The organism is Pseudoalteromonas sp. Isolate6, assembly GCF_022398435.1.
GTDB classification, from domain to species: Bacteria; Pseudomonadota; Gammaproteobacteria; order Enterobacterales; family Alteromonadaceae; genus Pseudoalteromonas; species Pseudoalteromonas galatheae.
In genome coordinates this window covers 1-14051 of record NZ_JAKEVK010000119.1, presented here as the reverse complement: position 1 = coordinate 14051, position 14051 = coordinate 1, and the positions used below count along the sequence as shown (strand labels likewise).

The following is a 14051-nucleotide window of genomic DNA, read 5'->3' as shown; positions in this document are numbered from 1 at the left end:
ATATATTTAAAACTTAATCTAGTTTGATTGGTGTCCATACCAGTAAAATTAGATCCACTTTAACTCGGCTGCTAGTCAGAGCGGCTTACTCAGCCTTCAACTTACTCGTTTTATACTTCATATAAATTCGCCCTAGCCCAATCAAGTTACTCACCAAAAAAGTACTTTCTAACACAATCGCCATGGGTGAACCGATATAACAATTATGTATCAACCAGCACACAGTACCTAACATCATCACACACCGAAATGCCACCTGCTCGCGAATAAATGCACCAAATGTCAATAAAACACTACCAAAAACAGCATAAAGTTCGTAATTTGCATTTAAGTGTACTAAAGGTGGCACGGTATTGAGTAGTAGAAAACCGATAAGTAAGCGCTTTGACTGCGACTTGATAAACACTAGATATCTAAGGCTCGCAACCGCCATAAGCAATGCGCCAGCAATAGCATCGAGTAGATAGAAATGAATTGCAGTAAGTGCAGTCGACACGCTTAGTGCCAATAGCACCTGCTGTCGCTTCATAAATTGAAATGACGCGAGATCGAGTAAAACAGCAAGGGCAACCAAAAACTGAGATAATAAGAACATGACAAACTCCTAAAAGAAGCATTGTCACAAGCAATTCGCTAGCAGTAATTCACCTAAGTTAATTTTCAGTCGTTAATTTCTTTAACGGTACTTTTATCGTAATTTCGACACCTTGCAATTTCGCCGTTTTACAGCGGATCTCGCCCTTTAGAAGTTGCGTTACTAAATTATAAACAATATGCATACCTAATCCACATCCGCCTTGATTACGCTTTGTCGTAACAAATGGTTCAAATAACGTTTTTTGCATTGCTTCGTCCATACCGACACCATTGTCGCGGTATACGATAGACCAGTAGCTATCTGTAGCCTCGACTAACACGTTAACAGTGCCAGATGCACTTCCCTCAAACCCATGGATAATAGAATTGTTAAATAGGTTTGCCATTATTTGATAAACTGCCCCCGGATAGGTAGAGAGATTGACTTTAGCATTACCCTCGATAGACAAATATACTTCTTTATTTTTAGCCAATGGTTTTAACGACTCGAATACATCATTGATATATTCGAGTAGGTTAATATCGCGTTCGGTCTCGCTTGATTGATCCACCGCGACTTGCTTAAAATTACTGATAAGACTTTCTGCTCTTTGTAAATTGCGACTGATCAGTAGGTACCCTTCCTGCTGTGCATCGATGGAAGTGACTAAGTCTTTTTGCTTAAGTGTCTTATTCTCAAGTTTTTCTACCAGCTGAGATAAACAATCTTCATTGTGCGAAAGTGCTGTGATAGCAATACCTAACGGTGTGTTGATTTCATGTGCAACCCCTGCAACCACAACACCCAACGAGGCCATTTTTTCACTTTCAATCAAGTCTTCTTGTGCTTGCTTTAACTCAAACATTGCTTTCTCGAGTTTCTGGTTCTTTTTATAAAGCTCATCGGTACGCATCGCGACTTTTATCTCAAGTTGCTCATTTAGCGACTGCAAAGCTTGTTGATGTGCTTTCAGATCAGCAATATCTTTCAATGCCCCCGCTATCCGTATTGCTCTGCCGTTATCGTCTCGTGCCACCACCTTTCCTCTATCTAATACCCAGATCCACTTTCCTTGTTGATCTTTGACGCGAATAGACAATTCATACACGTCTTCACTACCGTCGACACAGGACTGGAGGCACTCCTCAAGTAACACACAATCCTTAGGATGTACAAACTGGTCAAGCTCATTGAGAATAAGTTTATCTTGGAGTTCATTAAAGTCGATCCTTGGATTCACGCTGTAACGATAAATTTTACCGGACTCAACATGCCAATCCCAAAGTTCATCACCACTTGCCCACAACGACAACTCTAACCGCTCTTGAAGCGCGGACATTTTCTGATTATCCCGCAGCACTTGCTGGTACCGTTGTTGTCTCGCTCTAACAAATGCAGCGATAATAAGCACAATGATGAATGTATAGAGAGCCTTTGAGTACGTATTCCACCAAATTGGGGCATCGATATGAATACTAAACTCATGAACTGGAGACTGCATATTAAAACGGTTAACGGTATAGGTTTCTACTCGATAGGTGCCTGGCTCAAGCTGGAGTAAATTTATTTGCCTTGTTCCATTTGCAAGTTTTAACCATTTATCGCTTAGCCCTTTAACACGATAATAAAAATTCAGCTTTTCAGAGCCAAAGTCTAAACTAGAGTATTGTAAGGATATGATATTTTGGTCATAGCGCAGTCGCAATGACCCCGCCAGCTCTGGCGCAACAGTAAGGATCCCATCGAGACTTGGCTTCAATGGTTCACCCAATAATTCGATTGTAGAGACCAAAATAGGCCGTGCGGTGTTTGAAATTGATACATTCTGAGGAAAAAACTGATTAAACCCTTTAGCACCTCCCATAAAGATTCTGCCATCAGGGGCTTTCCAAGCAGCATTATAGTTGAATTCATGCGCTTGCACACCGTCAATAGGTAGGAAGTTGTCAATGGTAAAATCCATTACATTTACGCGCGACAGCCCACCACTGGTGCCAAGCCACATGTACTCGTAGTCATCGTAAACCAGCCCCCATACTGCTTGGTTTCCTAGTCCCTCTTGTTCACCAATAGTTCGAATAACTTTCATTTGTTTATCAACTAAACTAATCCCCGCTTCACTCGCAACCCAGATACGTTGCCACGGATCTTCATCTATCATAAAAACCAAGTTAGACTTTAAGCCATCCTGCGTGGTGAGGTTATGAAGCTGACCTTTACTAAACTTAAACAGGCCCTCACCTATCGATCCGAACCATAAGTCCTGCCCGACCACTTTAAACGAAGACACATGCGAAGGCGCATTTGGACGATTTTCAAAAAACTGTACTAACATTTTCGACTCTTCGTCGTACCTCATTAGACCTAGCGTCCTTGAACTTACTAAAATCTGAGATTGATACTCGATGACATCATTAAAACTAAGTTCTGGTCCATTATCGGAGTCTGGCATTAAGTGACTATATTCCCCTTCAGTTAGGGCATACCTGACAACACCGTCTCCTCTCGTTGTCACCCACAAAGTATGATCGTAAATTTTTACCTGAGTGATAAAACTTCCTTTAATGGCGGACAAACTTGGAAAAATCCGATGCGCTTCAATAAAGCTTGAATTTTGATAAATATACAAGCCAGATGACGTGCCTATCCAAAAGCGCTCACTACTATCTAACGCGAAATTTCTGACATCAGGATGCCCCAAAGGGGCATGTGGAAAGTTTTGTTCTCCAACATGGCCAAACGACTCGCTCAGTTGGCTAAAAAAGTGTAACCCTTGAGATTCTGTACCAATCCACAAATCGCCATTTCTATCTCGTTGAACACTTAGCACGTTATTGTCTTGCAGTCCGTCATATTGCTCTGCACGACGATACCAATGACGTTTAATATTGCCTTGCAAGTCTAGAATAAATACGCCTGTATTAGCTGCGACGAGTATTTCATTCGCCCTTACTTTAATTTGATGAATGCTAAGATTTACTTTCGCGCTGACCGACTTTTGCCATTGCACTTTATTAAACTGAGTGTCAAAACTAATGATTTTATCATCCGCATCAACAACGAATACTCGTCCGTGAGACAGCGCCAGTGTTTTAAACTCTCCCTCCAGCAATACATTCGCACCGACCTTGTCTTTTGGCTGACTGACTAAGCCATCCGCATTGAGGTAAATAAACGCCTCCCTCGTTTCTTGAACCTCACGAACAAATGCTCCAATTAAATAAAGCTTTTCAGGCTTCAAGGTTTGGTAGTTAACTCGGTAAGCATCGCCTTCCTCTGTTGACACAGTGACTGATTCACCATAACAGGCCACTTTCTTGACCCTATCAGAACTAACTGCCTCATTTTGTGCAGCTAAAATAGAGCGAAAGGTCCCCGCTTCAGTATCGTAAATGCTAAGTCCTGTGCTTGTTCCAATCCAGATATATTTGCCACTGTGGCATAGTGAGGTAATAAAACCACCGGAGAGATGATGTTTGGAGTTCTGTTTTACTTCAAATTGAACAAAGTCGTGACCATCAAAACGATTTAGGCCGGACTGAGTACCAACCCAAATATACCCGAGTTGATCTTGCGTAATGGCAGTGATGGTGACTTGACTGAGACCAGAATTATAGTCATAGCGTCGCATAATCTGCGCCGTATCACTAAACTCGGGAAAATTGGCGACACAAGGAAAGCTCGGTGACAACAATAACAACAACACACAAAACCATTTCAGTGTGCTGCATGGTACAACGAACAGGTACATGTGCTTGAGTGGTGTCATATAGTCGAGATGTTAGCCCGCATTATATTAACTATAGCAAAAGTGAAAAAGAACAATGATTTTTTGGTGGATTTGGTACTTAACGCTAGCCGCTAGGTTCAGGAAAGCAAAGCTTCAACTAGCTACGCTTAGCTATAAATCGCAGAAAACGATTCATTCAACCCTCAAATCTTACAACTCAAAATGACTGTGGATCCCAGTACCGTGCAGTAGTTCATACTTCTCTAGCAAGCCGTTTTCAAGCGTTACTAAGCTAATCGCAGAATCAGACACCAAGTAACCATGTTTTTTTAGCGATGAAGGATGCTTACTTACAGATAGCTGCCAACGTTTTGTAAAGAGATTCAAAGGACTATATTTGGCATACAAAATCGTGTCCATCTTATCTAAAATATTGATAAGCGGCTTTGGAAATTCATTTTTTATCCCTGATGCAGTTAACTGCCAAATGCGGTTATCATGACGACCAAAACGAGCCTGAACCGAAAAGCAAAACGAATAATGCACATCGCCGGAGAGTATAATGGTTTCTTTGGGTGTATCTGGGCGCTTAAAAATTTCTATGAGTTTTTTCGCAGCCCCTTCATGCGCCATCCAATTTTCCACATCTACCATTAACGGCTCACCACACGCATTAAATACAGCTTGTATGGTTTCGATTGCCTTTACCCCAAATACTGGCGCTGGGCTTACCATCAATACCGCACTATGGTCGATAAGCGTATCTTGCAACTCCATCAACATTTCCCAATCGAGTAAGCCACTCGGCTCATTAAAATCCTGTTCATTGCGCCAGCGATGTGTACGGGTATCTAGCACCACCACTTTTGGAAACGTATCTAAACAATAGTGCCAGTGTGTGAATCGACGAACTTGTTTGTCAAACGCCGAAAAGTGCCATTCATTGTCAATCAGGCTTGAATTAAAGCCTGATGTCAGCGCCCCGCTATACTTAAACGCATCATTACCAATACCTTGAAACAGCCAGTAGCTAATGATGCCATTACTAATTATGCGGCGACTCACTTTATGGTTTGCAATTGCCTGCTCCCATTTAGCCGTTAAATTCCAATCATCGGTTACATCATGGTCGTCAAACATCATTAAAATGGGCACGTTCGCGCACAGCCGCTCAGCACTAGGCAACGTTTCAACAAAGCCTTTTAGCGCGTCAAGTTCGGACTCAAATATTCGCCTAACCTTGTCGTTTCCACCGTCATAATGAAGGGCGTCAAAGTTAACCAACTGCCAAGCAAGATGAGAGAAGTTTAACAGGTAACAGGCGACAAACTCTTCGAAGAAAATGAGGTGATTAAAGGCCTTAACACTAGAAAAGTGCGGTTCATCCTTTCGAAACCAATAGCCCGGTGAAAACTTTGAGCGCTCCTGCCATGGCGTCTTCGGTAGATATAAGTGACGATGGTAAAGTTGAGCTTGCTGATCAGCAGGTAGGTGCATTGGCAAGTTGGTTTCTCTGAACAAACCTAACCTTGCTATAAGTTGGTGAATAGCCAACAACATGGCGCCGGCAACATCATCTGCGTAGATCTGATCACCAGAAAAAATACACAAATCAGAACCTACCTCACCAAGCTCGCGCTGCTGCTCCTGCCACTGATCCGCAGTATGTAAACTGTCTTTAGCGTGATGATGCGGGTTACGGCATGAGCCATGTAGTATTTGGTTGAGCACAGCAGGTATCGCAAAGCTGAGCTCTTCTCCGTAACGCAGATAATCTGGCTTATACGCGGCACCGTTAATAAGCACTTGATACTCGAGCAGCTGCGCTGTTGGCAGAGCCTTCTCGCTGCATATCAGCAAAAAATGCAAAAAGCAGGCTGCACCGAGCTGAAATGTCTCAACCTCACATCGACTTTGATGGGCCAATAACGAAGCCGAGATATCCACGGCTTCACAAGTAACTACCTGAATACAAATTTTATTCTGCTCAGCTCGGCGAACCAGCGGGCCCATCAACACCTGAGGTAGCTGATTAAGTTGTGCTACCATCTTGGCGTTTCACCAAATTAAATAAAGAGTAAAAGTTATTCGTGGTTTGCTCTGCAAGCGCTTTGTAGCTCACCCCTTTTAAGTCAGCAATATAATATGCAACGTCTTGTACATAAGCAGGTTGGTTAGTTTTACCACGATGTGGTACAGGTGCAAGGTAAGGTGAGTCGGTTTCAATAAGCAATCGGTCCATAGGGATTTGCTTAACAACTTCCTGAAGCGCCGTCGCATTTTTAAACGTCACAATACCAGAGATTGAAATGTAAAAACCAAGGTCTAATGCCTGCTTTGCCATCGGCCAATCTTCGGTAAAACAGTGCAGCACACCACCGCAATTTTGCGCATTGTGGGCACGCATGATGTCTATCGTGTCTGCTTTTGCATCACGAGTATGAATGATCAGTGGTTTTTGCAACTGGTTAGCCACATCGATATGTCCAGCAAAGCTTTCTTGCTGTACCTGGTGCGTATCTTTTGAATAATAATAATCTAATCCAGTTTCACCAATAGCAACGACCTTATCATTACTTGCTAGTTGCACTAGCCTTTCAACATCCAGTTTATCTTTTTGATCCAATGGATGTACCCCACAAGATGCAGAAACATCATCAAAATGGGCTATTTTTTCTAACATCGATGGAAATTGGTCTAGTGTCACGCTAACGCATAAAAAGTGTTCTACTTGTTTTTGTCTCGCGTTACTGAGTACTTCTTCAAGGCTTAGGCCTAACTTTTCAAAATCAAGTCTATCTAAATGACAGTGAGAGTCTACAATCATACTGGCTCTACATGGTGTAAGTTGGTTTATCTGAATGCAAAGTCGCACCCAAAAGCTTATTTATTTTATCGTTCAGAGCTGGCGCGTCTACAAACGCAACACCAACACCCGAAGGATTAGAATTTTGTGCACCTTGCGGTGTTAACCAAGCAACCACTACGTTGACTTCGTCCGCTTCTAGAGCGTCAGGCAAGGTGACTCTGAGCTTTAATTCTTGCCCCATATCAAAATGGGCATTGGACTTGATAAATATGCCACCGGATTTCAGAAATGGCATATAACAACGATATAGCTCATCTAAATCTTCAAAATCCGCAAGTAACTCTTGCATGCGCCACCTCTTTATAGCTGTTTTTGTAAGGCAAAAAGTAAATTAGAAATACTAAGGTTTTGATTTAACCCTAACACATTTTTCTGTTCGTACATAAACCGATGTATCAAGCTCACTAAGTCTTGATACTGGGTAAAACTCAAGCCATTTCCTTGTGTCATCGCCCCTTTGAGACGGTTAAGCAAAAAACGGGCGAATACATCGCTCATTGCGCCTTGCTTTAATAAAATCTTTTCAACCATTTGCGCACTTTCTGCTGTTAATTGATTCGCCGCGTGATAAAGCGCAGTCACATCGTCAAGCACACCTTCTTGTTGCCACGCTTCGATAATAAAGGGCTGTAGAGAGAATTCATCAAACCAAGGAAAATCACAAGCGACATTTTTAGCAGCCAGCCACTGCGCAGCCTCTGCTTGTTTGGGAGAGTGAATTGCCACTTTATTACAACGGCTCAAAATGGTGGCAGGTAACTTACTGTCGTCATCACTGGTAACAACCAAATAACGATTAGCATTTGGCTCTTCAAGTGTTTTTAACAGCGCATTAGCGGCTGAACGGGTCATCAGATGCGCTTGTTCAATCAACGCGACTTTATTACCGCCTTGCTGCGCAGAATGGTTCAAAAAATGCGTAATTTCTCGAATTTCATCTACCCCGATTGATTTTCCCTCAGGCACGACACTCAGTCTATCTGGGTGATTACCAGCTAAGTTCAAGTTACACGACTTACATTGCCCACAGGCAGTAAGATTTTGCGGATGTAAGCACAAAAGTGCATCTGCCAAGTGCGCCGCAAGCAGAGACTTTCCCACTCCTTTTTTACCCGATAGCAACTGAGCATGGTGCAAACGACCATTTTGCTGTGCCCGAGCAAGATAACTCAAAGCGCTGCAGTGCCAACTTGGAAGCAAATTATTCATTGCCATCCACTGTTAAGTGTTTGGTTATCAAGCTATCAAGCAGTTCAATACTTTGCTCAAGTACTTGTGCTTTACTTTGACTGGCATCAATCACAGTGAATCGTTCAGGGTCATTTTTCGCTTGAACGAGATAGCCCTCACGTGCGCGCTGCAAAAATTGTTGCTTTTCATCCTCAAGCCTATCTAGCCCCTCACCTCTTGATTTGACTCGCTTTAAGCCCTCTTCGGGATCCAAGTCCAAAATCAAATTCATGTCTGGACGAAAGCCGCCGAGCGCAAGCTGATTAATGGTTGTGATGGTGGCAAGATCTAGCCCTCTTGCATAGTGTTGAAAACTAAAAGTTGCAGCGTCAAATCGATCAGAAATAACGACTTTGCCTTGCTCGAGTGCTGGAATAATTTTTTCACGAACATGCTGAGCACGCGCGGCCCCAAACAACATAAGCTCCGTCATGTCTGTCATTTCGGGGGTTGAGGGATCTAGAATGATTTCTCTGATCTTCTCTGAGATCTCTGTTCCACCGGGTTCACGAGTCATCACAACTTCAATACCGCGTTGTTTTAAATGCGCTTCCAATCCGGCTATAACCGTCGTTTTTCCTGCGCCATTGCTGCCATCGCAGACCAGCATAAACCCTTTTTTCATAGCAAGGATGTACTCATCGTTCTTATTTGGCTGTTATTTTATCGTGTTTTAGTGAATTATTCACGACTGAAATAGAGTTGAATGGTCCAATAAATGGAATTTGTCATTCTGAAAAGAATTTAAATCAGAGAAATTTGGTCTACAATAACAAGCACATCCGATTAGTTTATGTAAGATACGCCTAATGCCGAGCAACATTAAAATGTCTTTCAGGCCCGTAAAGGAAGCGTATTGATATGCTAGGTAAAATGCTTTGCTTGGTGTTCATGTTACTTCTTTTGGTTTATAACCCAGTAAGCGCCCGTGCAAGTGAACGGCCAGAGATAGATGTTGCGGTTGGACTTGAGAACTTTGATTTTCAGCCATTATTTGAAGAGTTCAGTGAAAAAACGGGTATTAAAGTTAACATTCTTGCCTTTAACAACAATCAGTTGAAAAGTGAGTTATTGTTGTATGCAGATGCCTTACAGTTACCAGATGCTGTTATTATTCCCAGCGATTATATGGGATTGACGGAACTGCAATTTTCTCAGGTACCAAAGTCTTGGTTAAGCAATAAGCTCACACAGAAAGTCATTGAAAACAGCAAGGTCAATGGCGAGCTTAAGGGTGTACCAATTATGTACGGTAACCACCTAATACTCTATTACAACCGCGCACTTGCGCCACATCCAATTACCGACTTACAAAGCTACACCCAACAAACTGTTGCAGACAAACCTACGCTCGGCTGGAATTTTTATGAAATGTATTGGTTTGTGACCTTTGCGAATGCACTTCAGCCTAACCTCATCCAGGCAGGCGTACCACAGCTTGACACCAAAGCGATGCGCCTCGCAATTTCCAATTATCAATCACTTCTCAACAGTGACGTCATAGACGCTGACTGTGCTTACCAATGCTTAATGAGTCGGTTTAAAACTGGCAAGCTCGATTATTTTGTGAATGGAATTTGGGCATATCGTCAACTTAAAGATAAGCTGAAAGACGATTTAGCCATCGCGCCTTTACCAAGATGGGGAAATCATCAACTAATATCTCTCGCATCGTCTCATGTACTGGCTTTTCCTGCCAATGGCATAGACTCTAGAAAAGGTCCGTATCTAAAGCAGCTTGTTGACTTTATGCAAAGCCAAAAGATACAAGATAAACTGTGGGATGAACTCAATGCGCTGCCAGCAAACGGTGAAAGTTTGGCTGAACTTACAAAACGCGGCGACAAGGCACTTTCTCAACTGATCGCTTCTTTACAACAAACCTATCCACAACCCAATGAACCAATTATGGCCTATATTTGGGAAGCCATGTTAAAGGGACTAACACGCTATTTAGGTGGTGTGTATAGTGTCGAAGAAACGACGCAATATATGCAATTTATTGTCACAAAGTCGGGACAGAATGAAAGCAAATCGCAGCATCGTTGATGAAATAAAAAGAAAAATTACGGCATTATTCTCTCTCTTCCTCATTGTACTGGTTGCGATGGTTGGTTTTTCCCTGATGCAACAAAAGGCAACCTTAGAACAAGAAGACGTGAAACGCACTGGCGCAAGTCTTATCAACGACTTTAAAGCACAAGTCAATGAGCTGATCTATCAAGTTGCACCGTTAAGTGAAGACCATATTTTATCTACCTTACCGAACGATCTACTGTTTACTCAACACGCAGTTAAGGCGCTAACTAACTTAGTCGACAATACCGACATGGTGAAGTCTGCGTTTATCAACGACGGCTCAGTGTTTACCGTCGAGGGATATCCTTTTGATACCCTACGTTGGAACAATTCCGTATTTAGCGAGCATACAAACAAGGTTCTCTCGCAGCAGCGACGCACATTGAAAATCGACAAACTGGTTGTCCCTGTTGAAAGCCTTGAAAAGAAACCGTCGGATCAGGCCAAGCTATTTCTCGCCATTCCCCTTAGACAAAAATTATCGTCGTTAATGCGTCCTTATAAATATACAGGTGTGCTTTTCCTTGAAGTCGATCTCGGACCATTTTTAGATTCCAATCAGGAAAAAGGCTCTATCTGGTTCACCAGTCAAGACCTTGTACTTGAGGGTACACATTCATCAGATGCCACTGAAGGTGTATACCGCAGTGCTGTTTATTCACTAAAAGACGATTTTGTTGAACTTGATTTACAGCTACAACGAGAAGCCGAAGTATATAGTAACGATATTTTACGCGCGGTGTTATACATCGTGTTTATCGGGTTGATGCTAGTGGTATTACTTACCTGGTATTTACGCCGATTAGCAAAACGGTTGACCAATCCGATGCAAGCACTTGAACGTCATTGTGAACGACTGAAACGAGGGCATTACGTTTCTGCGAAAAGCGATTTTGAATTTAGAGAATTAAGAACACTTCAAATGACCCTTAACCAACTTGCGAAGCAAATCAAAGAGCAGATCAGCTCGCTTGAAAGTGAAAAAGTAAAAGCACAAAGTTCAGAGCGGGCAAAAAGTCACTTTTTGGCGAACATGAGCCACGAATTAAGAACCCCACTTAACGGCATCTATGGGGTATTTCAGTTAATGAAGCACCATAAAAGTGCAGCAGATTCCAAGGAACTAATTGCACAAGGCATGACGTCCACAGAAACATTACTTAGCCTACTCAACGACTTACTTGATTTCTCTAAAATTGAAGCTGGTGAACTAAAAATGGAGTCAGCAACGGTGGATATTAGAAATATTGTCACTGAAGTAAAGCAAGAGTTTGCCCATGCTGCAAGCACCAAGCAAATTGACCTGATTATTCAGACTGAGGACCTAGCAAACCCTTACCGATTTGGAGATTCACTGCGACTAAAGCAAATACTACGAAATTTAATATCCAATGCCGTTAAATTTACCAGTGACGGCGCGGTAACCGTTATACTTCAAGATGGCGGTAAACACCTCTCCATACGTGTAATCGATACCGGCGCAGGTATTTCTGAAATTGCGCTCAAGAAGTTATTTACTCGCTTTCAGCAAGCGGATTCATCGACCACCAGAAAATATGGTGGTACTGGGCTTGGACTTGCAATTGTTAAACAACTCGCCGAGCTAATGGATGGTCGTGTTACGGTTACGAGTAAAGAAGGCGTTGGCAGTGAGTTTAAAGTTGAGCTCGTACTCGAGATTTGCGAAGCACCTGAACAATCTATCATGCAAGACTTGCATGCTATACCCGCCTTGAAAGATAAAAACCTGCTACTCGCTGAAGATAATCCCCTAAATCAAAAAATATTTAGTGCCATGATTAAACCAACTGAAGCGAATCTTGTCATAGCTCAGGATGGTGAAGAAGCGATAGAGCTTTATCACGAATTGAAACCTGATATCTTTTTTGTCGATATTCAGATGCCAAAAAAAGATGGCCTAAAAGTATGCTCAGAAGTCAGAAAACAAGATAAAACAACTCCGCTTATTGCCGTCACAGCCAATGTAATGTCGGGAGATTTAGAAAATTATCAGCAACTTGGATTTGATAATTGCGTCGCAAAACCGATAGATATGAAAAAACTTTATGAAGTGATAAATACGATTGTGAGTTAACGGTCAATTTCGCCCCATTTTAGTTGGCTAGATGTAATAAGCTAAATTGAAGAAAGCTCACTTAGTTACAATTGAATAACATCGTAAAATTCTTATAATCCTTGTCTGAAACTAAAAAGCGCAGACATTCACCTCAGGTAAACTTCTTCTAGTGCAACATTCAATTAGCATTCAAGTCTTTATACCATCTGCATTTTTACGTGCACTAGTTTCATCGAATGTAATTTCATAGGAGTCAAAAGGAATGACAACCATTGTCTATAACGCGAAAACAGCAGAAATAGCCTGTGATAGTAGAACCACTACCGACAAGATCATCGTTACCGATAACGCTCAAAAGTGGTTTGATTATCACGGCTGGAGAGTGTTTTGCACCGGGCAAACATGCGATATATACAATTTGCAGCACAACTTTTCAAATAATCAGTTTGATACGATTGAGAGTCTGGAATTCATTAAATATCACCCCAAAAAAGGCGTTTGGTATGGTTGTGTAAAAAGGGGCACCTATAAATCCGAACCCTTAGCGCAATCTTATGCCATCGGCTCGGGCCAGCAAGCAGCGATGTTTGGTTTACTCAACGGCTATAATACAGTGGAAATCGTTGAACAAGTTAAACGTGTTGATTTTAGAACGGGTGGTGATATTCACTGCTTTAAAGTCACCGACCCTTTAGAAAACACATAAGCCAGCGTCAAAATACACTGGCTCTAACCCACTTAAGTGAGTTAACCTGAGCTTCGGATAATTAATGCCTTTCTAGCAGCCAGTTTTAACGCTAACTGCGTTGAATTCACTTCCAATAGCCAGCTATTGGTACGTAAATTCGCCTTGTTATCCTCAAAACTCTCTGGCTAGGTAAGAAGATAGTTTAAGGTGATTAAAAAACAGTTAGTTAGTTCATTCCTTATCCAAACCTCAGGCTAGTTAAATAACTGAAAGCTCAACCGCAATATTGCCACGAGTAGCATTTGAATATGGGCAAACTTCGTGAGCTTTTTCAACGAGTGACTGCGCCGTGTCTTTGTCTAAGTCGCCAACCGATACCGCCAATTTCACCGCTATCCCGAAGCCACCTTCAATTGGCCCAATAGACACTTCAGAGTTAATATGTGTGTCTTCTGGCAGCTTCACCTTTGCTTTGCCTGCCACCAATTTTAATGCGCCAATAAAACACGCCGCATAACCTGCTGCAAACAATTGCTCTGGATTAGTCCCTTGCCCATCATCACCACCTAAGCCTTTTGGTGTCGAAAGCGCAACATCAAGACGACCATCGTCAGATTTTGCCACACCTTCTCGACCACCTGTGGCAGTCGCTTTCGCCGTATATGCAATACTTTGTAGTTCTTTCATTTCGTTCTCCTAAGTTGATGCTTGTAGAGTATTCACCTACACCCTAACGCAGCGAGGCTTTACTCTAGATGAAGTAAAATCAATTCAATATTTATTTTGCACACAAAATAATAG

At 42.1% G+C, this 14051-nt stretch carries 11 protein-coding genes; 3 read left to right on the top strand and 8 right to left on the bottom strand.

All coding sequences use genetic code 11. The features are described 5' to 3' along the window. Window positions 1-85: 85 nt before the first annotated feature. From L1D50_RS15235 to tmk, 7 genes are all read right to left on the bottom strand, one after another. Entirely contained in the window at window positions 86-595 is a 510-nt protein-coding gene (locus L1D50_RS15235) for a YgjV family protein (protein ID WP_239966336.1), read from the bottom strand. Window positions 596-653: 58 nt separating this feature from the next. Next, entirely contained in the window at window positions 654-4208 is a 3555-nt protein-coding gene (locus tag L1D50_RS15230; protein ID WP_239966335.1) for an ATP-binding protein, read from the bottom strand. A gap of 309 nt (window positions 4209-4517) precedes the next feature. Next, a complete protein-coding gene (locus L1D50_RS15225; RefSeq protein WP_239966334.1) occupies window positions 4518-6356 on the bottom strand; it encodes an alkaline phosphatase D family protein in 1839 nt (612 codons plus the stop codon). Further along, window positions 6340-7134 carry a YchF/TatD family DNA exonuclease gene (locus L1D50_RS15220; protein ID WP_010604674.1) on the bottom strand — a complete coding sequence of 265 codons (795 nt, stop codon included), beginning with the start codon at window positions 7132-7134 and terminating at the stop codon, window positions 6340-6342. The genes L1D50_RS15225 and L1D50_RS15220 overlap by 17 nt, the downstream gene beginning before the upstream one ends. A gap of 7 nt (window positions 7135-7141) precedes the next feature. Beyond that, window positions 7142-7465, bottom strand: coding sequence for a PilZ domain-containing protein (locus L1D50_RS15215; RefSeq protein ID WP_128726051.1), 324 nt, complete (start codon window positions 7463-7465; stop codon window positions 7142-7144). Window positions 7466-7476: 11 nt separating this feature from the next. After that, a complete protein-coding gene (holB, locus tag L1D50_RS15210) occupies window positions 7477-8385 on the bottom strand; it encodes a DNA polymerase III subunit delta' (protein ID WP_239966333.1) in 909 nt (302 codons plus the stop codon). Beyond that, entirely contained in the window at window positions 8378-9031 is a 654-nt protein-coding gene (tmk, locus tag L1D50_RS15205; RefSeq protein ID WP_239966332.1) for a dTMP kinase, read from the bottom strand. The genes holB and tmk overlap by 8 nt, the downstream gene beginning before the upstream one ends. A 236-nt stretch (window positions 9032-9267) precedes the next feature. Between tmk and L1D50_RS15200 the strand changes: the two genes are divergently transcribed. The 3 genes from L1D50_RS15200 (at window position 9268) to L1D50_RS15190 (ending at window position 13268) form a co-directional block, all read left to right on the top strand. Then, window positions 9268-10455 carry an extracellular solute-binding protein gene (locus L1D50_RS15200; protein ID WP_239966331.1) on the top strand — a complete coding sequence of 396 codons (1188 nt, stop codon included), beginning with the start codon at window positions 9268-9270 and terminating at the stop codon, window positions 10453-10455. Continuing rightward, window positions 10430-12580, top strand: coding sequence for an ATP-binding protein (locus tag L1D50_RS15195; RefSeq protein ID WP_239966330.1), 2151 nt, complete (start codon window positions 10430-10432; stop codon window positions 12578-12580). Before L1D50_RS15200 ends, L1D50_RS15195 begins: the two co-directional genes overlap by 26 nt. A 244-nt stretch (window positions 12581-12824) precedes the next feature. After that, complete coding sequence (locus tag L1D50_RS15190; protein WP_128726046.1) at window positions 12825-13268, top strand: hypothetical protein; 444 nt, start codon at window positions 12825-12827, stop codon at window positions 13266-13268. 240 nt (window positions 13269-13508) lie between these two features. On the opposite strand, the gene L1D50_RS15185 is transcribed toward L1D50_RS15190, so the two are convergent. Continuing rightward, window positions 13509-13937, bottom strand: a complete 429-nt coding sequence (locus L1D50_RS15185; protein ID WP_010604667.1) for an organic hydroperoxide resistance protein — start codon at window positions 13935-13937, stop codon at window positions 13509-13511. Between the last annotated feature and the right edge of the window lie 114 nt (window positions 13938-14051).

Bases quoted from the DNA above. Each gene is read 5' to 3' on its own strand.
- L1D50_RS15195 (WP_239966330.1), top strand. From the start codon at position 10,430: ATGAAAGCAAATCGCAGCATCGTTGATGAAATAAAAAGAAAAATTACG.
- L1D50_RS15200 (WP_239966331.1), top strand. From the start codon at position 9,268: ATGCTAGGTAAAATGCTTTGCTTGGTGTTCATGTTACTTCTTTTGGTT.
- L1D50_RS15235 (WP_239966336.1), bottom strand. From the start codon at position 595: ATGTTCTTATTATCTCAGTTTTTGGTTGCCCTTGCTGTTTTACTCGAT.
- L1D50_RS15230 (WP_239966335.1), bottom strand. From the start codon at position 4,208: ATGCGACGCTATGACTATAATTCTGGTCTCAGTCAAGTCACCATCACT.
- tmk (WP_239966332.1), bottom strand. From the start codon at position 9,031: ATGAAAAAAGGGTTTATGCTGGTCTGCGATGGCAGCAATGGCGCAGGA.
- L1D50_RS15220 (WP_010604674.1), bottom strand. From the start codon at position 7,134: ATGATTGTAGACTCTCACTGTCATTTAGATAGACTTGATTTTGAAAAG.
- L1D50_RS15215 (WP_128726051.1), bottom strand. From the start codon at position 7,465: ATGCAAGAGTTACTTGCGGATTTTGAAGATTTAGATGAGCTATATCGT.
- holB (WP_239966333.1), bottom strand. From the start codon at position 8,385: ATGAATAATTTGCTTCCAAGTTGGCACTGCAGCGCTTTGAGTTATCTT.
- L1D50_RS15185 (WP_010604667.1), bottom strand. From the start codon at position 13,937: ATGAAAGAACTACAAAGTATTGCATATACGGCGAAAGCGACTGCCACA.
- L1D50_RS15225 (WP_239966334.1), bottom strand. From the start codon at position 6,356: ATGGTAGCACAACTTAATCAGCTACCTCAGGTGTTGATGGGCCCGCTG.
- L1D50_RS15190 (WP_128726046.1), top strand. From the start codon at position 12,825: ATGACAACCATTGTCTATAACGCGAAAACAGCAGAAATAGCCTGTGAT.